Source organism: Kitasatospora terrestris, assembly GCF_039542905.1.
In the GTDB taxonomy this organism is placed as follows: domain Bacteria; phylum Actinomycetota; class Actinomycetes; order Streptomycetales; family Streptomycetaceae; genus Kitasatospora; species Kitasatospora terrestris.
The window spans coordinates 3745460-3765312 of the sequence record NZ_BAABIS010000001.1 but is presented as its reverse complement, the minus strand read 5'-3'; the positions used below and the strand labels follow the sequence as shown (position 1 = coordinate 3765312).

17 protein-coding genes are annotated in these 19853 nt (G+C 71.8%); 3 read left to right on the top strand and 14 right to left on the bottom strand.

Annotated features, from left to right (window positions below; all coding sequences use genetic code 11):
- Positions 1-77 precede the first annotated feature (77 nt).
- Complete coding sequence (locus tag ABEB06_RS17255) at positions 78-704, top strand: TetR/AcrR family transcriptional regulator (protein ID WP_345697753.1); 627 nt, start codon at positions 78-80, stop codon at positions 702-704.
- Here the strand turns inward: ABEB06_RS17255 and ABEB06_RS17250 are convergent.
- On the bottom strand, positions 701-1645 hold the full coding sequence (locus tag ABEB06_RS17250; RefSeq protein WP_345697752.1) for a M23 family metallopeptidase: 945 nt from the start codon (positions 1643-1645) through the stop codon (positions 701-703). The genes ABEB06_RS17255 and ABEB06_RS17250 overlap by 4 nt on opposite strands.
- 345 nt (positions 1646-1990) lie before the next feature.
- Between ABEB06_RS17250 and ABEB06_RS17245 the strand changes: the two genes are divergently transcribed.
- The gene (locus ABEB06_RS17245; protein ID WP_345697751.1) at positions 1991-3127 is read left to right on the top strand and encodes a threonine aldolase family protein; all 1137 of its coding nucleotides are present in this window, start codon (positions 1991-1993) and stop codon (positions 3125-3127) included.
- 126 nt (positions 3128-3253) lie between these two features.
- Here ABEB06_RS17245 and ABEB06_RS17240 read toward each other — a convergent pair whose 3' ends face one another.
- Positions 3254-5557 carry an immune inhibitor A domain-containing protein gene (locus tag ABEB06_RS17240; protein WP_425559780.1) on the bottom strand — a complete coding sequence of 768 codons (2304 nt, stop codon included), beginning with the start codon at positions 5555-5557 and terminating at the stop codon, positions 3254-3256.
- Between the two features lie 398 nt (positions 5558-5955).
- The gene (locus ABEB06_RS17235) at positions 5956-8475 is read right to left on the bottom strand and encodes an ATP-dependent Clp protease ATP-binding subunit (RefSeq protein WP_345697749.1); all 2520 of its coding nucleotides are present in this window, start codon (positions 8473-8475) and stop codon (positions 5956-5958) included.
- Between the two features lie 477 nt (positions 8476-8952).
- On the opposite strand from ABEB06_RS17235, the gene ABEB06_RS17230 reads away from it, so the two are divergent.
- The gene (locus ABEB06_RS17230; RefSeq protein ID WP_345697748.1) at positions 8953-9393 is read left to right on the top strand and encodes a hypothetical protein; all 441 of its coding nucleotides are present in this window, start codon (positions 8953-8955) and stop codon (positions 9391-9393) included.
- A gap of 7 nt (positions 9394-9400) precedes the next feature.
- On the opposite strand, the gene ABEB06_RS17225 is transcribed toward ABEB06_RS17230, so the two are convergent.
- The 11 genes from ABEB06_RS17225 to ABEB06_RS17175 all read right to left on the bottom strand — a co-directional run bounded on the left by ABEB06_RS17225 (position 9401) and on the right by ABEB06_RS17175 (position 19848).
- Positions 9401-9754, bottom strand: coding sequence for a histone-like nucleoid-structuring protein Lsr2 (locus ABEB06_RS17225; protein ID WP_345697747.1), 354 nt, complete (start codon positions 9752-9754; stop codon positions 9401-9403).
- Positions 9755-9845: 91 nt separating this feature from the next.
- Positions 9846-10376: an amino-acid N-acetyltransferase gene (locus ABEB06_RS17220; RefSeq protein WP_345697746.1), complete on the bottom strand. Its 531-nt coding sequence runs from the start codon at positions 10374-10376 to the stop codon at positions 9846-9848.
- Between the two features lie 10 nt (positions 10377-10386).
- Positions 10387-10779 carry a BlaI/MecI/CopY family transcriptional regulator gene (locus ABEB06_RS17215; protein WP_345697745.1) on the bottom strand — a complete coding sequence of 131 codons (393 nt, stop codon included), beginning with the start codon at positions 10777-10779 and terminating at the stop codon, positions 10387-10389.
- Between the two features lie 104 nt (positions 10780-10883).
- Complete coding sequence (locus ABEB06_RS17210; protein WP_345697744.1) at positions 10884-11045, bottom strand: hypothetical protein; 162 nt, start codon at positions 11043-11045, stop codon at positions 10884-10886.
- A gap of 4 nt (positions 11046-11049) precedes the next feature.
- Positions 11050-12615, bottom strand: coding sequence for a bifunctional lysylphosphatidylglycerol synthetase/lysine--tRNA ligase LysX (gene lysX / locus ABEB06_RS17205; RefSeq protein ID WP_345697743.1), 1566 nt, complete (start codon positions 12613-12615; stop codon positions 11050-11052).
- Between the two features lie 118 nt (positions 12616-12733).
- Positions 12734-14449: a hypothetical protein gene (locus ABEB06_RS17200; protein WP_345697742.1), complete on the bottom strand. Its 1716-nt coding sequence runs from the start codon at positions 14447-14449 to the stop codon at positions 12734-12736.
- 223 nt (positions 14450-14672) lie between these two features.
- Positions 14673-15371, bottom strand: a complete 699-nt coding sequence (locus ABEB06_RS17195) for a hypothetical protein (RefSeq protein ID WP_345697741.1) — start codon at positions 15369-15371, stop codon at positions 14673-14675.
- 99 nt (positions 15372-15470) lie between these two features.
- Complete coding sequence (locus tag ABEB06_RS17190; protein ID WP_345701878.1) at positions 15471-16730, bottom strand: ABC transporter permease; 1260 nt, start codon at positions 16728-16730, stop codon at positions 15471-15473.
- Between the two features lie 2 nt (positions 16731-16732).
- Positions 16733-17437, bottom strand: coding sequence for an ABC transporter ATP-binding protein (locus tag ABEB06_RS17185; RefSeq protein ID WP_345697740.1), 705 nt, complete (start codon positions 17435-17437; stop codon positions 16733-16735).
- Positions 17434-18858 carry a peptidoglycan-binding protein gene (locus ABEB06_RS17180; RefSeq protein ID WP_345697739.1) on the bottom strand — a complete coding sequence of 475 codons (1425 nt, stop codon included), beginning with the start codon at positions 18856-18858 and terminating at the stop codon, positions 17434-17436. The genes ABEB06_RS17185 and ABEB06_RS17180 overlap by 4 nt, the downstream gene beginning before the upstream one ends.
- A gap of 195 nt (positions 18859-19053) precedes the next feature.
- Entirely contained in the window at positions 19054-19848 is a 795-nt protein-coding gene (locus ABEB06_RS17175) for a type III pantothenate kinase (RefSeq protein WP_345697738.1), read from the bottom strand.
- Positions 19849-19853: the final 5 nt, after the last annotated feature.

The window sequence follows — 19853 nt, the reverse complement described above, 5'->3', positions numbered from 1 at the left end:
AGGGAGAATGCACCGAGCCGTCGGCGCCAGACCGCCGGCCGACCCACCGACCGCAGTCACAAGGCAGGCCGCCAGCGATGAGTACGACGCAGAGCCCCCGCAGCGACACCCGCGCGCGGATCCTCGACGTGGCGCTGGAGCTGTTCTCCGAGCACGGGTACGAGAAGACCTCGCTGCGCGAGATCGCCGACCGGCTGGGCGTGACCAAGGCGGCCCTCTACTACCACTTCAAGACCAAGGACGACATCGTCCGCGGCATCGTCGAGTCGATGGCCGCGCCGATGGACGAGGCGATCGCCTACGGCGAGGGCAAGCCCTGGTCGCCCGAGCTGCGGGACGAGCTGATCCGGCGGTTCGCCGCCGGGATGGCCGACCGGGCGCCGCTGCTGCGCTTCTTCCACGAGAACCAGCCCGCCCTGCGCGAGTCGCAGGCCGGGCTGGCGTTCAAGGACCGGATGGTGCGGATGGTGCGGCTGCTGCACCCGCCGGGCTCCGACTTCCGGGACCGGCTGCGCGCCACCATGGCGCTGTTCTCGGTGAACTCCGCGATGTTCCTGCTCAAGCACGACCTCGACGAGTGCGAGGAGGACCGGGACATCAGCTACCTGGAGTCCCGGCCCGGCACCCTCGAGGAGGCGATGGCCGCCGGCCTGGAGGTCTCGCTGGAGATCGCCGCCCGGATCGAGCGGCCGAAGAGCGCCTAGAAGTTGTTCGCGCCGTGCTGCTTCAGGTACGTCAGCGGGTCGATCACGGCCGCGTAGCGGTTGGCGTTGCGGATCTCGAAGTGCAGGTGCGGGCCGGTCGAGTTGCCGGTGTTGCCGGACAGGCCGATGGTGTCGCCCGCCGAGACGTGCTGGCCGGCCTTCACCGAGAGCTTCGACATGTGCGCGTACTGGGCGAACTTGCCGTCCGAGAGCTTCAGCACGATCTCGTTGCCGTACGCGCCGTCCGGGCCCGCCGACACCACGGTGGCGTCGCCGACCGCGAGCAGCGGGGTGCCGACGGACACCGCGAAGTCGGTACCGGTGTGGTAGCCGGCCGCGTAGTGCGCGTTGGCCTTGCCGTACGGGTTGCTGATCTGGGCACCCGGCGCGGGGGAGGACCAGGACGGCTTCGCCGGGGCCGGCTGCTCGGCCGGCTGCCCGGCGGCCGGCAGGGCGGCGCGCTGGGCGTCACGGGCGGCCTGGTCCGCGGCCTGCGCCGCCGCGGCGGCGTCCGCCTGGGCCTGGGCCTGGGCGGCCTGCGCCTGGGCCTCGACGGCGGCGTCGTCGGTCAGGTTCGCGGCGACCGCGACCCGGTCCTGCGTCGACTCGCCGGCCGGCACCTCGTACGCGCTCGGCTCGGCGATCTGCACGCCCACCGGCTCGACCGCGGCGCCGTGGGTGGTGAACACCGAGCTGCCCGGGGTGGTCGGGTGGACGGTCTGCGCGGCCGCGTGGCCCGGCATCAGCAGCACACCGAAGGCCAGCACCGCGGCGCCACCCCACACCGCCGTGGCGGGGGTCTTGCGGACGCTCGCCAGGTGCGCCCGGCCGAAGGGCAGCCGCAGGGCGGCGGTGCGGTCGGCGGAGAGCATCGAACGGACGTGCTGGGAGGAACCGATCGCCTGCAGGAGACGGCGGCCGGCGGTGGGGAGCGAACGCATCGGGTGACAGACCTCGCGGACGGGGCCAGCGCGGGGCCGAGCAGTGCTGCTCGCCGGGCTGGATGCAACGGATTCAGGTGTAAACGGGCCCGGCCGGGGACCCCAAACGGTGTGACGTACGACGGTGGGTAGTGCCGGACGGGCGCGTCCGCCGCCCGACAGCGCACCGGGCGCCCGACGTCCTACTATCGGCCGTCGTATCGAGCTCACCCCCTGTGACCAGCACCACCGAAAACGGGCTGGTTTCGGGACGCTCCGGGCGGGGCATGGGACCTTGACGCGACTGTGCGAACACGGACCGTCCGGGTGGTTCCCGGCCCGCCCCGGATCGGCGATGATCGGCGGATGACCGATGCCACCAGCGCTGCGTCCGACCCGGCCGCCGACCTCCGCGCCCGCCGCTTCGCCGCCCGCCGGGGTGCCGACCGCATCCTCTCCGGTCCCCGCCCGCAGACCGTCCGCGAACGCCTCGCCGACCTCGCCGCCACCGCCGACGGCCCGTACGACCTCGACGTGCCCACCGACCTGTACGGCGACGGCCTGGTCCGCACCCTGGAGCTCCGCGTCGCCGAGCTGCTCGGCAAGGACGACGCCGCCTTCTTCCCCACCGGCACCATGGCCCAGCAGGTCGCCCTGCGCTGCCTCGCCGACCTCCCCGGCGGCGGCACCACGGTCGCCATGCACCCGCTCTCCCACCCCGAACGGCACGAGCGCCGCGCCTACGCCGACCTCAGCGGCCTGCGCACGGTCTGGCCCACCACCGCGCCGCGCCAGCCCACCCCGGCCGAGCTCCTCGCTCTCGACGAGCCCTTCCACACCCTGATGCTCGAGCTCCCGCTGCGCGACGCCGGATTCGTCCTCCCCACCTGGGACGAGCTCTCCGCGCTCTACGAGGCGGCCGAGGGCAACTGGTCCGTCCACCTCGACGGCGCCCGGCTCTGGGAGTCCACCCGGCACTTCGGCCGCACCCTGCCCGAGATCTGCGCGGCCGCGGACTCCGTCTACGTCTCCTGCTACAAGACGCTCGGCGGCGTCAGCGGTGCCGTGCTCGCCGGGGGCGAGGAGTTCGTCGCCCGCGCCAAGGTCTGGCGGCACCGCTACGGCGGCCAGCTGTTCCAGCAGTGGCCCACCGCCCTCGCCGCCCTGCGCGGCCTGGACACCGAACTGCCCCGCCTCGACTCCTACCTCGACCAGGCCCGGGTGGTCGCCGCCGCGCTCGCCGACGTCCCCGGCGCCCGGATCAACCCCGACCCGCCGCACACCCACCAGTTCCAGCTCTGGCTGCCCCACCCTGCGGCCGACCTCGAACGGGCCGGCCTGGAACTCGCCCGCCGCGACGGCGTCGCCCTCTTCGGCGCCTGGAGCGAACCCGGCCCGCTGCCCGGCCTCGCGATGACTGAGATCACCGTCGGCGCCGACGCGCTGGAGTGGAGCGGCAAGGAGGTCACCGAGGCCGTGGAACGCTTCCTCGCCCTGATCTGACGATCGATCAGCCCCGGGGCCGGCGGCGGGGGTTCAGGCCGGGCGAGGGGTGCTCCGGAACGCCGCACGGCCCCCGGCGGATCGCTCCGCCGGGGGCCGTGACGTCGGTCAGTCAGTACCGGAAGGTCACTTCACGGGCTTGACGTAGATCAGGGTCTCCAGCTTGTTCATGCTGTTCCAGAGGACCTCGATCTGGGTGTGGGTGTCGGGGACGTTCACACCGGCGTACTGGTTGGACGCGTCCCAGTACTTGTTGGTGTGGTCGTTGAAGACCGTGACACCGCGCTCGCCCTTGATGGTGGTGGCGACGTCGGCCTTGTGCAGGTTCAGGCCGTCGGTGCGCTCGAAGCCGAAGGTCGAGTCGTAGCCCTGGAGGCGCGGACGCATCAGGGTGCCGTCGGACCACTTCAGCGGCGCCGGGTGGGCGTCGACCGGGAGGACGAGGCCGGCACCCGGGTGGTTGGCGACGTTGTTGTCCGTCTGCGAGGAGTCCCACAGCCAGATCAGCAGGCCGTTCTGGTTGGCGTAGTGCTCCACCCAGTCCGGACGGGTGTTGCTGAAGCCGAAGTTGTACGGGCCGGTCTTCAGCGTGGTGTCGAAGGACACGTACTGGCGGTTCTCGATCAGGTACTTCTGGTCGTAGTCCTTCGAGAACTTGCCGGTGATGCGGGAGAAGCCGGCAGCGGTCCAGCCGTTGTCGCCGCTCTCCGCGCCGTCGGTGAGGACGGCCGCACCGTCGACGGTGATCGCGATGTCGTCCAGGGCCAGGCCCTTCATGTGGACGCCACCGTCGGTGGTGTTGTGGAAGCGGACCTTGACGTTCTTGCCGGCGAAGGCGTCGAGCGAGAAGGCCAGGTCGCCCCAGTTGCCGCCGGAGGAGCCGTTGATGGCGTTGTCCGGGAGCGCGGTGCCGTTGAAGGTGCCGGGGACGGAGGTCCAGGTGGCGCCGTTGTCCGCGGAGACCTCGAGGTACGCGTAGTCGTAGTCGGTCTCCAGGTCGTACCAGGCCTTCGCGGTGAGCTTGGCCGAGGTCTTCCCGGTGAGGTCGAGGCCACGGGTCAGCGTGACGTTGAGGTTGTCGTCGCTGCCGCTCCACCACTCGTTCGCACCGGCGAACGGGGTGTTGATCTCGGTGGTGACGGTCTTCTTCGGCAGGTCGACGACCAGCGCCTGGGGCAGGCGGTTGTTGTACTCGACCGGGCCGATCAGGCTGAGCTTGCGCTCGCCCGCCTTGGCCTTGTCGAAGTCCAGCCAGCCGAGCTGCAGCTTCGACCAGACGTCGAGGTCGTTCGGCATGTCGCCGATCTGGTCCTTGCCCTCGCCGAGCCAGGAACCGGACGACATCAGCGACCAGAAGCCGACCGAGTTGTCGATGCCGGTGCCGGAGGTGTCGTAGAGGTCCGGCAGACCGAGGTCGTGACCGTACTCGTGGGCGAAGACGCCCAGGCCGCCGTTCTCCGGCTGCATGGTGTAGTCGCCGATCCAGATGCCGGAGTTGCCGACCGGGGTGCCACCGAGCTTGTTGTTGTCGGGGCCCTGCTTGCCGGCCTGGTTGCCGTACACGTACGAGCGGTGGGCCCACAGGGCGTTGGTGCCCTGGGCGCCGCCGCCGGCGGACTGGTCCTCACCGGCGTGCACGATCTGGAAGTGGTCGATGTAACCGTCGGGCTCGTTGAAGTTGCCGTCGCCGTCGAAGTCGTAACGGTCCCACTGGTCGTACGACGCGATGGTGGCCTTGATCTGCTCGTCCGTCTGGCCCTTGGCCTTCTGGTCGGCGACCCAGGCGTTGACGCCGTCGCGGATCAGGTCCTGCGCGTTGTTGCAGACGTGCTGCTTGCAGTAGTCCGAGCCGTAGCGGGCCTCGTTCGCCGAGACCTTCACCCAGTCGGTGACCTGGCCGTCGACGGAGTACCGGCCGGAGGACTGCTTCTCGTAGTAAGTCTTCAGCGAGGGCTGGGACTTCGAGAAGTACATGTTCTGGAAGTGCGCCTGGTTGTAGTCGGCCTGCCAGGCGGTCGAGTTGTCGTTGGCCTTGTCCGGCTGCGCGATCTGGTTGTGACGCGGGCCGGGCTCGCCGCCGTACTTGACGGTGCCGTCGGGCAGCTTGGTGGTGTTGTCCACCTCGTCGCCGAACTCCACCAGGATGGTGAAGATCTTGTCGGTGCGCTCGCGCTTGAGCTCGACGTACTTGTCACGGCCGAGCTTCACGCTGGTGGAGCCGCCGTGCTGCTCGATCTTCGCGGTGCCGTTGACGATCTGCTCGACGGCAGCCTGCTGCTCGGCCTTGACCTCGGCGGTCTTCGGGCCGGGCAGGTCGTAGTCGCCGCCCTTGACGCTGGAAGCAGCGTCGGCCGGGTCGTGCGACTGCGTGACGGGCGCGGCGGTGGCCATACCCGGGAGCATGCCCGCGCCGAGCGCCGCGGCGACCATAACGGCGGCCGAGGCCGCAGCGGCCCTCTTGGATATCTTCAAGGTGGTGACGTCCTCCCCTTACCGGCGTTGCTCTTGGCATGCGCCGGTGAACCAATGAAAGACAGGTGGAGGACATTCGATCCAAGTATGAGTAAAAAAGAAAGACCTTGACCATGGCATGGTCACGGCGCTATCCTCCCGCGGCGCAGCTGATCTGATAGTCAGTCAATCTACCTCGCAGCCGCTCAACCAGGCGGTCCATCGCATCCGTACGAGGGAGCGCGGTCGCCCGTTCGGCCCCGGACCGGCCTGATTCACACGCGGATGGAAGCGTAAACAGTTTTGCAACTGAAAAGGCCGAGAAAATAGGCAGGGCCCCGGCATATATCGCCGGGGCCCTGCCTTTGTCGACAGATTTACTTCGTCAGATCCGGACCCGCCGTGGAGGAGACCGCCGCCGGGGTGTCGGCCACCGGGGACTTCTCCTCGCCGCGGAAGGTGAACTTGGCCTCCTTGCCCTCACCCTCCACGCCGACGACCACGATGTGGCCGGCCCGCAGCTCCCCGAAGAGGATCTTCTCGGACAGGTGGTCCTCGATGTCGCGCTGGATGGTGCGGCGCAGCGGGCGGGCACCCAGGATCGGGTCGTAGCCGCGCTTGGCCAGCAGCTTCTTGGCCTCGACGCTGAGCTCCAGGCCCATGTCGCGGTCCTTGAGGCGGCCGTCCACCTTGTCGATCATCAGGTCGACGATCTGGATGATGTCGGCCTCGGACAGCTGGTGGAAGACCACGATGTCGTCGACACGGTTCAGGAACTCGGGCCGGAAGTGCTGCTTGAGCTCCTCGCTGACCTTGGCCTTCATCCGCTCGTACCCGGTGGCCGTGTCACCCGTGGCCGCGAAGCCCAGGTTGAAGCCCTTGGAGATGTCCCGGGTGCCGAGGTTGGTGGTCATGATGATGACCGTGTTCTTGAAGTCGACCACGCGGCCCTGGGAGTCGGTCAGGCGACCGTCCTCCAGGATCTGCAGCAGCGAGTTGAAGATGTCCGGGTGGGCCTTCTCGACCTCGTCGAAGAGGACGACCGAGAACGGCTTGCGGCGCACCTTCTCGGTGAGCTGGCCGCCCTCCTCGTAGCCCACGTAGCCGGGCGGGGAGCCGAAGAGGCGCGAGACGGTGTGCTTCTCGGAGAACTCGGACATGTCGAGCGCGATCAGCGCGTCCTCGTCGCCGAACAGGAACTCCGCCAGCGTCTTGGACAGCTCGGTCTTACCGACACCGGACGGGCCGGCGAAGATGAACGAGCCACCCGGGCGCTTCGGGTCCTTCAGGCCGGCACGGGTGCGGCGGATCGCCTGGGAGAGCGCCTTGATGGCGTCCTCCTGGCCGATGACCCGCTTGTGCAGCTCGTCCTCCATGCGCAGCAGGCGCGAGGACTCCTCCTCGGTCAGCTTGAAGACCGGGATGCCGGTGGCGGTGGCCAGGACCTCGGCGATGAGCTCCTCGTCCACCTCGGCGACGACGTCCATGTCGCCGGCCTTCCACTCCTTCTCCCGCTTCGCCTTCGCGGTGAGCAGCTGCTTCTCGTTGTCGCGCAGCGAGGCGGCCTTCTCGAAGTCCTGCGCGTCGATCGCGGACTCCTTCTCCCGGCGCACGTCGGCGATCTTCTCGTCGAACTCGCGCAGGTCCGGCGGCGCGGTCATCCGGCGGATGCGCATCCGGGAACCGGCCTCGTCGATCAGGTCGATCGCCTTGTCCGGCAGGAAGCGGTCCGAGATGTACCGGTCGGCCAGGGTGGCGGCGGCGACCAGGGCCGCGTCGGTGATCGAGACGCGGTGGTGCGCCTCGTACCGGTCGCGCAGGCCCTTGAGGATCTCGATGGTGTGCGGGAGCGAGGGCTCGGCGACCTGGATGGGCTGGAAGCGGCGCTCCAGCGCGGCGTCCTTCTCCAGGTGCTTGCGGTACTCGTCCAGCGTGGTGGCACCGATGGTCTGGAGCTCACCGCGGGCCAGCATCGGCTTGAGGATGGAGGCGGCGTCGATCGCGCCCTCGGCGGCGCCCGCGCCGACCAGGGTGTGCAGCTCGTCGATGAACAGGATGATGTCGCCGCGGGTGCGGATCTCCTTGAGCACCTTCTTCAGGCGCTCCTCGAAGTCACCGCGGTACCGGGAGCCGGCCACCAGGGCGCCCAGGTCGAGGGTGTAGAGCTGCTTGTCCTTCAGCGTCTCCGGGACCTCGCCCTTGACGATCGCCTGTGCCAGGCCCTCGACGACGGCGGTCTTGCCGACGCCGGGCTCGCCGATCAGCACGGGGTTGTTCTTGGTGCGGCGGGACAGCACCTGCATGACCCGCTCGATCTCCTTCTCGCGCCCGATCACCGGGTCGAGCTTGGCCTCGCGGGCGGCCTGGGTGAGGTTCCGGCCGAACTGGTCGAGGACCAGCGAGGTGGACGGGGTGCCCTCGGCGGGGCCGCCGGCGGCCGCCGACTCCTTGCCGCCGCCCTGGTAGCCGGAGAGCAGTTGGATGACCTGCTGACGCACCCGGTTGAGATCGGCGCCCAGCTTCACCAGGACCTGGGCGGCGACGCCCTCGCCCTCGCGGATCAGGCCGAGCAGGATGTGCTCGGTGCCGATGTAGTTGTGGCCGAGCTGGAGGGCCTCGCGGAGCGACAGCTCCAGGACCTTCTTCGCCCGGGGGGTGAAGGGGATGTGACCGGACGGGGCCTGCTGGCCCTGGCCGATGATCTCCTCGACCTGCTGGCGGACCGCCTCGAGCGAGATCCCGAGGCTCTCCAGCGCCTTGGCGGCGACACCCTCGCCCTCGTGGATCAGGCCCAGGAGAATGTGCTCGGTGCCGATGTAGTTGTGGTTGAGCATCCGGGCTTCTTCCTGAGCCAGGACGACAACCCGCCGCGCGCGGTCGGTGAACCTCTCGAACATCGTTAATCGCTCCTCAGAGCGGTCGGTCAGTTCGGGGGCCGTCCCCGCCCTGTCCTTCCGCATGCTAGTCCCGCTCAGCGGCGCGGCTCCGGAACTCCCGCGTACGCGGGAGCAACATCGCTGCGCGACCAGCCGACACCAAATCCAACCCGATGCTGGAAGACGGTGTTCCCGGAGACGGGCCCGATGCACCGCTTCGCGCTACGCCAACGGCGAACATGGCTCGGCGGGTACCGGGCGACCGGTCGCGCGAACTGCCTCGGACGGGGCCCGGAGACCTCGTCCACCTGCATTCATACCCGGAATTCCGGCGGGTTTCGCGCAGTTTCCGGGCCGGTGGTGTTCGCCCCGCGAGAAGTCCCGTCCGGGGCGTGCGGGCGACGGCGGAGGTGACAGCCGCTCGGCCCGGCGGGGTGACCTACCGCCATCCGGCGGCGGGTCGCGTTACCGCTTCACCCGTACAGCGTTGCACAGCCCATGACCGTCGCGCCGCTCGTAGGGGATCCCGCCCCGGCCGCGCCGCCGCCCGGGGCGGACCTGCTGCTGGTGCCGCTCGCCGCCGCGCGGGCCGCGCTGGCCCGGCTGGAGCGGCTCGGCCGACCCGCCGGGCCGGTGGAGCCGCACGGCGACCGGGCGGCCTTCCCGCTCGCCCCGGGCGCCGCCGAACTCGTCCCGGAACTGCTCCGCTGGCTCGGCTGGGGCGAGGAGCTGCGGCTGCCCGTCGAACTGGACGCCGGCGGCCGCGCGACCGCCGACCGGGTGCCCGCGCAGCGCGGCGCCGACGAGCCGCCGCCGCACCCCGACCGGAGCGCGCCCGGGCCCGCGCTGGACCTGGGCTCACCCGACCTGCTGCGGCTGCTCGACTGCCTGGCCGACGCCTGCCTGCGGCTGCGCCTGGGGCTGCCGCAGGCGCGCTAGGCCGGTGTCAGGAGGCGTTGGCCTTCTCGTACGCCTCGCGCACGTTGCTCGGGACGCGGCCGCGGTCGTTGACCTGGAAGCCGTTCTCCTTCGCCCACTCGCGGATCTTCGCCGTGTCGGGCTGGCCGCCCCCGGCGGCCCGACCGGCGGCCCGGCCGCTGCTGCGGCGAGGCGCGGAGAGCCGGCCGCTCTGCTTGCGGCCCTTCTCCACGTACGGCGCCAGCAGGACGCGCAGCTTCTCGGCGTTGTCGCTCTTCAGGTCGATCTCGTAGGCCACGCCGTCCAGGGCGAACGTCACGGTCTCGTCCGCGGAGCCGCCGTCGAGATCGTCTTCCAGAATGACCTGAACCCTCTGTGCCACGGGCTTCCCTTTCCGCGTTAACGATCCATTGCCTGAGGAAAGGAAACCGCCTTTTCCCGGAAAACACAAACCCCTGGGCGCCCCGGGAGGGTCAGCTGAGGTGCAGCAGCATGCGCGAGTTGCCGAGCGTGTTCGGCTTCACCCGCTCCAGGTCCAGGAACTCCGCCACTCCTTCATCGTACGAGCGCAGGAGTTCTTCATAGACTTCCGTGGCCACGACTGCCGGGTCTGACGTACGATCGTCGTTTTCGCCGATCTCCACGAAGCCGTGTTTCGCGAAGAACACGGTCTCGAACGTCAAGCAGAAAATCCGACGGACTCCGAGCCAACGCGCGGTCTGCAGCAGCTTCGCCAGCAGAAGATGGCCGATACCGTGCCCCTTGCAGGCCGGATCCACCGCCAGGGTGCGCACCTCGGCGAGGTCCTCCCACATCACGTGCAGCGCCCCGCAGGCCACCACCGCGCCGTCCTCGTCGCGCTCGGCCACCCAGAACTCCTGGACGGATTCGAACAGCGTGACGGTCGGCTTGTCGAGCAGAATGCCCTCGCGCGAGTACGCGTCGATGAGCCGGCGAACGGCCCGCACGTCGGTGGTCCGCGCCCGGCGGATGGTGACCTCCATGGGCGGGACGTTATCGCGCCGGGGGCTCCCGGGTCTCATCCGTATCGACACCGGCCACCCGCAGCGCATCGCGCAGCGCCTCCCGCTGCTCCGGTGACATCAGTCCGAAGAAGTGCACCAGCGCCGCCGCCGGATTGTCGCTGGTGGCCCACGCCTCGTTCATCAACGCGGCGGTGTAGGCCTCCCGCGAGGAGACCGGCTCATATACATACGCCCGCCCGGACTGCTCGCGCCGCAGCCAGCCCTTTCGGTAGAGCTTGTCGAGCACCGTCATCACCGTCGTGTACGCGATTTCGCGTTCCGACACCAGATCCTGCAGAACCTCGCGAACCGTGACCGGGCGGTTCCACTGCCAGACCCGGGTCATGATGTCGTTCTCGAGTTCTCCGAGTTGCCGCACCATAGTGCGGCCAGGATAGGGCCGATACGGACAAACGCATCCATTGACAAACAAACCGGCGCGCCGCCACCCCCAGGGGTGACGGCGCGCCGGTGCGATCCGTGGATCTATTCGCCCGCGGCACCCGCGGAACGGGCCGCCAGCGCCTCGGCGGCCGCGTCCTCCTTGGCCTTCTGGGCGCCGCCCTGGCTGCGGATGATGGCCCGCACCAGGAACCCGAAGCCGATCGCCATGACGAGCGGCGGCACGATTGCGCTGACGTAGTCCATCAGGTCACTCCTCCTCGGAGCTCTCGGTCCCGGCGTCCGCGCCGGCGGCGGCCTTCGCGGCCGGCTTCACCAGCGGGAAGAGCACCGTCTCGCGGATGTTCTTGCCGGTGAGCAGCATGATCAGGCGGTCCACACCGAGGCCGAGGCCGCCGGTGGGGGGCATCGCGTACTCCAGGGCGCGCAGGAAGTCCTCGTCCAGCTGCATCGCCTCGACGTCGCCGCCGGCCGCCAGCAGCGACTGGGCGGTGAGGCGGGCCCGCTGCTCGACCGGGTCGATCAGCTCGGAGTAGGCGGTGCCGATCTCGGTGCCGAAGATGACCAGGTCCCACTTCTCCGCCACGCCCGGGATCGAGCGGTGCTGGCGGGTCAGCGGGGAGACCTCGGTCGGGTAGTCCTTGATGAAGGTCGGCCGGATCGCGTGGTGCTCCAGCAGGCGCTCGATCATCTCCAGGACGATCTGGCCGTGGCCCCACTCCTTCTCCCACGGCACGCCCGCGCCGTCGGCGAGCCGGCGCAGCTCCTCGACGGAGGTCTCCGGGGTGACCTCGGCGCCCAGGCGGGCCGAGATGCCGGGGTAGACCGACACCTCCTCCCACGGCTCGGCCAGGTCGATCTCGTGCTCCTGGCCGTCCGGGCCGAGGCCGCGCACCACGGTGCCGCCCAGGGCGTCGCGGGCGGCGTTGATGATGATCGCCCGGATCAGCTCTGCCTGGGTGTCGTAGTCGCCGTACGCCTCGTACGACTCCAGCGCGGTGAACTCCGGGTTGTGGGTTGCGTCGGCGCCCTCGTTGCGGAAGTTCCGGTTGATCTCGAAGACCTTCTCGGCGCCGCCGACCACCAGGCGCTTGAGGTAGAGCTCGGTCGCGATGCGCAGGTAGAGCTCGATGTCGTACGCGTTGATGTGCGTCTTGAACGGGCGGGCGTTGGCGCCGCCGTGGATCGGCTGCAGCATCGGGGTCTCGACCTCGAGGTAGCCGCGGTCCTCGTAGGTGCGGCGGATCGAGCGGACCACCTTGGTGCGCAGCTGCAGCATCTCGCGCGCCTCGGGGTTCACGATCAGGTCCACGTACCGCTGGCGGACCCGGGCCTCCGGGTCGGTCAGGCCCTTGTGCTTGTCCGGCAGCGGGCGCAGGCACTTGGCGGTGAGCTCCCAGCGGTCCACCATCACCGACAGCTCGCCGCGGCGGGAGGTGATCACCTCGCCCTCGACGCCCACCTGGTCGCCCAGGTCGATGTCGGCCTTCCAGGCGGCCAGCCGCTCCTCGCCCAGCTTGTCGAGCGAGAGCATCACCTGCAGGTCGCCGGAGCCGTCGCGGAGCGTCGCGAAGCACAGCTTGCCGCCGGTCCGGGCCAGGATCACCCGGCCGGTGATGCCGGCCCGCTCGCCGGTGGCGGTGTCCGGCTCCAGGTCGGGGTGCTTGGCGCGCAGGTCCGCGATGGTGGAGGTACGGGGGAAGCCGACCGGGTACGGGTCGATGCCGGCCGCCCGGAGCCGGTCCAGCTTCTCGCGCCGGACGCGCATCTGCTCCGGAAGGTCGTCGGCCTGGGGGACGCTGCTCTGATCGCTCACCCCACAAGGGTAGCCAGGCCCACGCGCACTCCCGCCACGGGATTACCCCTGCGGCGCAACGGCCCCCGGGAGCCGCGAGGGCGTCCCGGGGGCCGGCGACCGGAGGGTCGGGCGGGTGCTACTGGTGCGCGCCGGCCTTGCGGCGGCGGGCCACCAGGGCGATCACGCCGCCACCGAGGGCGATCGCGGCGATGCCGCCGCCGACCATCGGGCCGATGCCGGAGGCACCGGTGGAGGCGAGGTTGCCGCCGGTGTGCGACGCCGAGCCGCCGGCCGGGGCCGAGGACGGGGCGCCGGTGCTGCGCTGGGCGGACGGCGTCGCGGTCGGCAGCGAGACGACCGGGGCGCTGGTGGGACCGGTCGAGGTCGGGGTCGGCTTCGGCTTGGCGGTCGGGATCGAGCCGCTCGCCGAGGTGCCGAGGGCGACCTTGACCAGGTCGTTCGCCGCGTTGTGGTCCCAGGACATCACGGCCGAGGCGTGCCCGGTGCCGTACTTGCTCTCGGTGTTCTGCAGCGAGACCGTCGCGGCGGGCGCGGACTCCGGGGCGGCGACGGCCAGCTCGAAGGCGTAGGTCCCCTGGAAGCCGGACGGGACCCACCACGGGCCGCCGCAGTCGTACTTGTTCGGCTTCGCGACCTGCTGTCCGTCCTCCCAGGTGACCGCCGAGCAGCCGGTCGGCGTTTTGGTGACCGAAACCCCGTCCGGGAACACCACCCGCACGGACGGTGCGGCCTCGCCACCGCTGCGGTCGTAGATCGACGCCGGGCCGTCGTTGCGCTCGCCCACCGTCAGCGTGCCGGTCCTGCCGCCGGGGGCGGGGGCCCAGGCACCGAGCGCCGAGAAGTCGGCCGGGTTGTCGGTCCTGACCTCCTGCTCGACCCGCATGTCGTACGGGTGGCGCTCCTCGGTCAGCAGCGCGGCGTCGGTGGTCTTGGTGGCGGTCATCGCCGGGCCGGTGCCGCGGGTCAGCTTCAGGTTCTTGCGCCAGAGCGGGATGGCCGAGACCTCGCTGTCCTCGGTCGGGTAGACCGAGATGTCGGCGAAGTCGTACTCGGCGGTGGCGCCGACGGTGAAGGTCAGCGGGCTCAGCTTGAAGACCTCGCCGGGGGCCACCGGGGTGTCGATCACGCAGACGCCGTCGAGCGCGCCCGGCCAGGAGCGGCCTTCGTACGAGCCGTCCGGCTCCTGGGCGTACTCGCAGTTGGACGGCCACTGGCGGACCTCCAGGGCGGAGACCGCGCTCACCTCGACCACGATCTTCCTGGAGGCCGTCCCGCCGCGGTTCGCGAACACGATCGCCGGTGTGACGGCGCCGCCCACCTTGGCGTCGGTGATCGGGGCCAGGTCCTTGGCCTTGAAGTCCGGTCCGCCCACGTCGACCCGCACGTCGGCGGTGGCCTCGGTGGCACCGGAAGCGGTGACCTTGATGTGCAGCACCCCGCTGGTGCCGGGCTTGACCCCGTCGACCGCGTTGAGGAACGGGTGCTGGCTGATGTTGATCGAGTCGAACCGCAGGTCGGGCTGGTCGCAGGTGGTCACGGTGCCCTGGACGGCGCAGCGGTCCACCGACAGGGCGGCGATCCCGGCGAGGTCCTTGGTGTCGAAGACGACCTTGACGTTCTTCACGTCGGTGTTGCCGGTCCGGCCGATCCGCAGGTGCAGGTTCTCGTCCCACTCCTGCTTCGTCACCGGCTTGCCGGGAATCTGGACGCTGCCCGGCGCGGACAGGCTGAGCTTGATGTCGTCCGCGTGGGCGGGGACGGCGGCAGCGCTGAGGGCCAGCGCCGCCACGGCCGTCGGGAGAGCGAGTGTGCGGGCGCGCAGGGTGCGCATGGTCCCCCCGGTGTGGATCTGTCTGATCGTGATGTGTGCGAGCAGACCCTAGGGGAGGTTTCAGGCCAGTCCAATGGCCGAAAGAGGACAGTTCGGGGCAGGACAGTTCGTACCGCACCGGAACCTTTGCCAATTCGTGATGAGCTGCTCCCGTACCCCCACGCCCCCACCGCGCCCGCCGTGTCGGCACGTCAACCCGGTTCGGCGGGGGCGGTGGTGACGGTCAGCCGTCGGTGCCGGTGGCGAGTTCGGGGCGCTCCTCGTCGGCGGCGCGGTCGTCCGGGTGGGGGCGGGGAGCGGGCTGGGGGCGGCGGCCGAACAGCTCGGCGGGGGTGGGCATGCGGCGGGGCTGGGGGCGGTCCGCGGGGGGCGGGGGCTTCTGGGTGCTCATCGGGATCCGTCCTCCAACGGGGATGGTGGGCAGGGGTTCGGGCGTCGGGCTGGGCACCGCCGTGAGGTGGCGCTGCCCGGACGTCAGGAACAGCCGTTCGCGGATCTCGGCCTCGGCGAGCGCGTGGCAGCGCCCGGCCAGCCGGGACCGGCGGGAGCGCTCGGCGGTGCCGCACGGCATTCGGGAGAGCGAGCGCAGCGCGGCCAGGTCCTCGGGGGTGGGCAGGTAGCCGTCGGCGACCGCCTCCTCCAGTCGGTCCAGGTAGCCGGCCGCGCCGCCGGGCAGCGCACTGCGGTAGCGGGCGAGGTCGGCGAGCAGGAAGGCGCGCAGCCGGCCGCCCTCCTGCACCGCCTCGTCGATGGCCTCGGTGAGCCGCAGCGCGTCCTGGACGTCCTCGGTCCACAGCTCGGTGGCGGTGGGCGGTTGGATCCGGTCGGCGGGGTGCAGGGCTTGGGCGAGGACACGGCGCAGCACCCGGACTTCGTCGGCGCTGAAGGCCATGCCGCCGCGCGATCCGTGTGGCGTTGGCATGGCACGACACTACGTGGCGTACGTCCGATTTATGGCGATTGACGAGGTGACAGGCCCGGTTCGGCCTATCTGCGGATCGTCTGACAGGGCGGTGCCGGATCAGCGGCGGAGCGCCTCCGCGGGCTGGATCCGGGTGGCCCGCCAGGCCGGGTAGGCACCGGCCAGCAGGCCGGTGGCCAGTCCGATGGCGGGCGCCGCCGCGACGGTCACCGGGTCGATCACCGGGGTCCAGTTCCGGCCGACCGCCACGCCGAGGACGGTGAGCACCCCGAGCGAGGTGCCGACCAGCCCGCCGAGCAGGCCGAGCGAGGCGGACTCGGCGAGGAACTGGGCGGTGATGTGCCGCCGGCGGGCGCCCAGGGCGCGGCGCAGGCCGATCTCCCCGACCCGTTCGAGGACGGCGACCAGCGTGGTGTTGGCGATGCCGGCCGTCCCGATCACCAGGCAGATGCCGGCCAGCAGCAGGAAGAGCTGGTCCAGGTCCGAGGACACGCCGCCGCGCAGGGCCCGGGGGTCCGGCGGGGGCAGCGGCCTGAAGTGCTCGGGATGGGTGGCGTCCAGGGCGAGCGGGGCCTCGGCCGCCACCTGCCGGGCCGCCCCGAGCCGGGTGACGATGAGCATCCTGGCGCGTTCCCGGCCCGGCTCGCCCCAGAGCTTCGCCGCGGTTCCGCGCGGCACGGTCACGGACAGCAGCAGGTCGGCCTTGCGCTGCACCTCGTCCACGATGCCGATCACGGCGAACGGCCGGCCGCCGATGAAGACGGCGGGCTGGGTGTCCAGGGTGGTGATGCCGAGCCTGGCGGCCGTGCCGGAGCCGATCACGGCCACCTGCCGGGCGGTCGAGTCGTGCCACTGGTCGAACCCCCGCCCCTGGGCGAAGTGCGGGGCGGCCGCGGCCACCGCCCCGGCGGACGCCGCGACCACGGCCACCTGCTCCCCGGTCCGCCGCGGGCCGACCGGTGCCGCGCGCACGGTGTCGTCGGCCAGGTCGACCGGCCAGTAGACGCCGGCGGCCCGCACGCCGTTCAGCTGCCCGATGCGCCGGTCGGCGTCGGCGGGGAAGGACAGCCCGGTGGCGCCCGGGCGGCCGCCGCCGACGTCCTCCACGGTGACCTCGGTGGCGCTCAGCGCGTCGAAGCGCGCGTCGATCTGGGAGGAGGCGGTCGCCGTCAGGCCGAGGACCGCCACGAAGGCCCCGACCCCGAGCACGGTGCCGAGCGCGGTGAGCGCCGAGCGGGCGGGCCGCTGCAGCAGGCCGGACACGGCCTCGGCCAGCAGGTCCCGGGCGGCGAGCCGGGTCGGCGCCGTCCGGTCGGTGCCGCGCGTGCCGCGCGCGCCTCGCCGGGGCAGCCCGAACACCTTCACCCCCGCTCCGTCCCGTGCAGTTCGCCGTCGCGGATCGCCACCGTCCGCAGGCCGCGCGCGGCGACCTGGGGGTCGTGGGTGATCAGGACGACGGTCAGCCCGTCCGCGTGCAGCCCGTCGAGCAGGGTCAGGACGGACTCGGCGGTCGCCGAGTCCAGGTTGCCGGTCGGTTCGTCGCACAGGACCAGGGCCGGCCGGTTCACCAGGGCCCGCGCGATGGCGACCCGCTGGCGCTCCCCGCCGGACAGCCGGTCGGTGGTCGTCCGGAGCCGGTGTCCCAGGCCGACCTCGACCAGCGCCTCCTCGGCCCGCTCCCGCCGTGCCGCGGCGGCCCGGCGGCCGGACGGCGACGCGTACAGCATCGCGAGCGCGACGTTCTCGACGGCGGTCCGGTGCGGGAGCAGGTGGAAGGACTGGAAGACGAAGCCGATCCGGCGCCCGCGCAGGGCGGTGCGCTCCCGGTCCGGCAGCTGGGCGGTGTCCACGCCGTCGAACAGGTAGCGTCCGGTGGTCGGCGCGTCGAGCAGCCCGGCGAGGTTGAGGAAGCTCGACTTGCCGGACCCGGACGGGCCGACCACGGTCACGTACTCGCCCCGGTCCACGGTCAGGTCGCAGGGCCTGAGGGCGGTGACCGGGGGCGGGCCCGGGTAGGTGAGCCCGGCCTGCCGGAACTCCACGACCGGGGGGACGGGCACGGTCACCGGGCCTCCGTCCGACCCGGCGCCGACCTGGTGCCGACCACGACGCGGTCGCCCTCGGCCAGGCTGCCGGGCACCAGCGGCCGGACCTCGGCGCTGCCCCCGCCCACCGTCCCCGGTGTCACCTCGACCTGGCTGCGCCGCCCCTCGCGCAGCAGGGTCACCACCGTCCGGCCGTCCGCGGTGGCGGAGACCGCCGACAGCGGGACGACCAGCACCGGCCCGCTGGAGGCCGCGGCCCGGACCGTGATCCGGACGTCCTGGCCGGCCAGCCCGGGGTCGAGCGGGTCGTCGGGCTTCACCAGGAGCTGGTAGCCGCCGGAGCCCGCGCGGGAGGCGGGCTGCTGCCCGGAACCGCCGGCACCGGACTGGCCGGCGGTGGCCGGACCGGGGGTGTCCGACACGCCCGCGACGGTGCCGGCGGCCTTCCGGCCGGCCAGTTCGGAGAGGATCTCCACCTGCTGCCCGGCGCGGATCAGCCCCTTGTCGGCGCCGTCCAGCTCGCCCTTGACGACCAGTGCCCCGGCGGAGACGGTCAGCACGGTGCCGGTCACCTGACCGCCGACCCGCCCCGCGACGCTGTCGACCCGGGCCGGGAAGCCCGACAGGAAGAGCAGTTCGGAGCTGGGGACCATCGGCCCGTTGGCCGCCACCACCTCGGCGAGCCGCCGCCTGGCCCGGGCCAGGTCCTCCGCCGTCCGGGCCGCCTGCTTCCGGGCCGCCTCGACCGCGGGGCCCCCGCCCGGCGCCGCGGCGCCCTGGCCGCTCCGGGCCGCGGCCAGGGCGTCCCCGGCGTCCGCGGCGGCCCGCTCGGCGGCGGTGACGCCGTCCTCGGCGGCCGTCGTCCGTTCCTGCCCGTCGGGGGAGGCCGGCAGCGGCTCGTAGCCGCGGGCGGCGTAGAACGCCCGGACGGCGGACTTGGTGGCGCCGCCGTAGGTGCCCGCGGGGTCGCCGCCGGGGTCGAAGCCGAGCGACCGCAGGCCGGTCTGGAGCTGCCGGACGTCCTCCCCGGTGGCGCCCGGTTTGAGGTCGCGGTAGACGGGGACGTCGCCGGGCAGCGCGAACACCGGCCGTCCCGCCACCTCCAGCACCGCCTGGCCGGAGTCCACCCGGGCGCCCGCGGCCAGCGGCAGCTTGGTGATCACCGGCCTGGAGCCGCCGGCGGCGGAACCGGTGGGGGCCACCTCGAAGGACTGCTCGGCGGTCACCGTCCCGCGGGTCACCACGGTGTCCACCACCACCCGCCGCTCGACCGGCGCGGTGAGCGTGTCCGGCGCGGGCGGTTCGGCGTCCGCGGCGGCCTGCGCGGGCGACTTGATGCCGAACGACGCGGCCACGCCCCCGCCCGACAGGAGGACCGCACCTGCCGCGACGAGAACGAGCAACCGCCGCCGCTTCGCGAGTCCGCCGGATCCCTCTGACACGAGCCGACCACCTGACTGTCCGTCACCAACCGCTTCCCGAAGCGAGGGGCCAGAGTGTACACGGCCAACTGATCCGGAAGGTGGGCGAGTTGGCCGGTCCTGCGGCATCGGCTGACGGGCCGTCGGATGGCAGTCCCGGCCCGTGCGACGACAGGCCCCCCGCTGGGCGCGGAGGGCCTGTCGTCGCGGATCGCGTCAGGTGGTGGCGGGGCGGTTCCGCTCGAAGATCAGGCGCAGGCCGATCAGGGTCAGCCACGGCTCGTGGACGTCGATCTCCTCGGCCTCGCCGAGCACCAGCGGGGCCAGCCCGCCGGTGGCGATCACCTGGACGTCGCTGGGGTCCTTGGCCAGCTCCTTCGCCATCCGGTTCACCATGCCGTCCACCTGGCCGGCGAAGCCGTACAGCACGCCGGACTGCATGCCCTCGACGGTGTTCTTGCCGATCACGTTGCGCGGCCGGACCAGCTCGATCTTGCGCAGCAGCGCGCCGCGCATGCCCAGCGCCTCCACCGAGATCTCGATGCCGGGCGCGATCGCGCCGCCCACGTAGTCGCCGCGCGCGTTGATCGCGTCGAAGGTGGTCGCGGTGCCGAAGTCGACCACGATGCACGGGCCGCCGTACAGGTGGTTGGCGGCCAGCGCGTTCACGATCCGGTCGGCGCCGACCTCCTTGGGGTTGTCCATCAGGACGTGCACCCCGGTCTTCACGCCCGGCTCCACGATCACCGCGGGCACGTCGCCGTAGTACCGGCGGGTCACCTCGCGGAGCTCGTGGAGCACGGCCGGGACGGAGGAGCAGATCGAGATCCCCGCCACCCGGTCGTCCGCGGAGACGATCGGGTGGGCGCCCATCAGCCCCTGCAGCAGCACGGCCAGTTCGTCCGCCGTGCGGCGCGGATCGGTGGAGATCCGCCAGTGCTCGACGATCTCCTCGCCGTCGAACAGGCCGAGCGTGGTCTGGGTGTTGCCGACGTCGATGGTGAGGAGCATGGGCT

Excerpts from the sequence above, each read along its gene's own strand:
- ABEB06_RS17195 (WP_345697741.1), bottom strand. The coding sequence starts at position 15,371 with ATGCCAACGCCACACGGATCGCGCGGCGGCATGGCCTTCAGCGCCGAC.
- ABEB06_RS17240 (WP_425559780.1), bottom strand. The coding sequence starts at position 5,557 with ATGGTCGCCGCGGCGCTCGGCGCGGGCATGCTCCCGGGTATGGCCACC.
- ABEB06_RS17200 (WP_345697742.1), bottom strand. The coding sequence starts at position 14,449 with ATGCGCACCCTGCGCGCCCGCACACTCGCTCTCCCGACGGCCGTGGCG.
- ABEB06_RS17210 (WP_345697744.1), bottom strand. The coding sequence starts at position 11,045 with ATGGACTACGTCAGCGCAATCGTGCCGCCGCTCGTCATGGCGATCGGC.
- ABEB06_RS17245 (WP_345697751.1), top strand. The coding sequence starts at position 1,991 with ATGACCGATGCCACCAGCGCTGCGTCCGACCCGGCCGCCGACCTCCGC.
- ABEB06_RS17255 (WP_345697753.1), top strand. The coding sequence starts at position 78 with ATGAGTACGACGCAGAGCCCCCGCAGCGACACCCGCGCGCGGATCCTC.
- ABEB06_RS17220 (WP_345697746.1), bottom strand. The coding sequence starts at position 10,376 with ATGGAGGTCACCATCCGCCGGGCGCGGACCACCGACGTGCGGGCCGTT.
- ABEB06_RS17250 (WP_345697752.1), bottom strand. The coding sequence starts at position 1,645 with ATGCGTTCGCTCCCCACCGCCGGCCGCCGTCTCCTGCAGGCGATCGGT.
- ABEB06_RS17175 (WP_345697738.1), bottom strand. The coding sequence starts at position 19,848 with ATGCTCCTCACCATCGACGTCGGCAACACCCAGACCACGCTCGGCCTG.
- ABEB06_RS17215 (WP_345697745.1), bottom strand. The coding sequence starts at position 10,779 with ATGGTGCGGCAACTCGGAGAACTCGAGAACGACATCATGACCCGGGTC.
- ABEB06_RS17235 (WP_345697749.1), bottom strand. The coding sequence starts at position 8,475 with ATGTTCGAGAGGTTCACCGACCGCGCGCGGCGGGTTGTCGTCCTGGCT.
- ABEB06_RS17230 (WP_345697748.1), top strand. The coding sequence starts at position 8,953 with ATGACCGTCGCGCCGCTCGTAGGGGATCCCGCCCCGGCCGCGCCGCCG.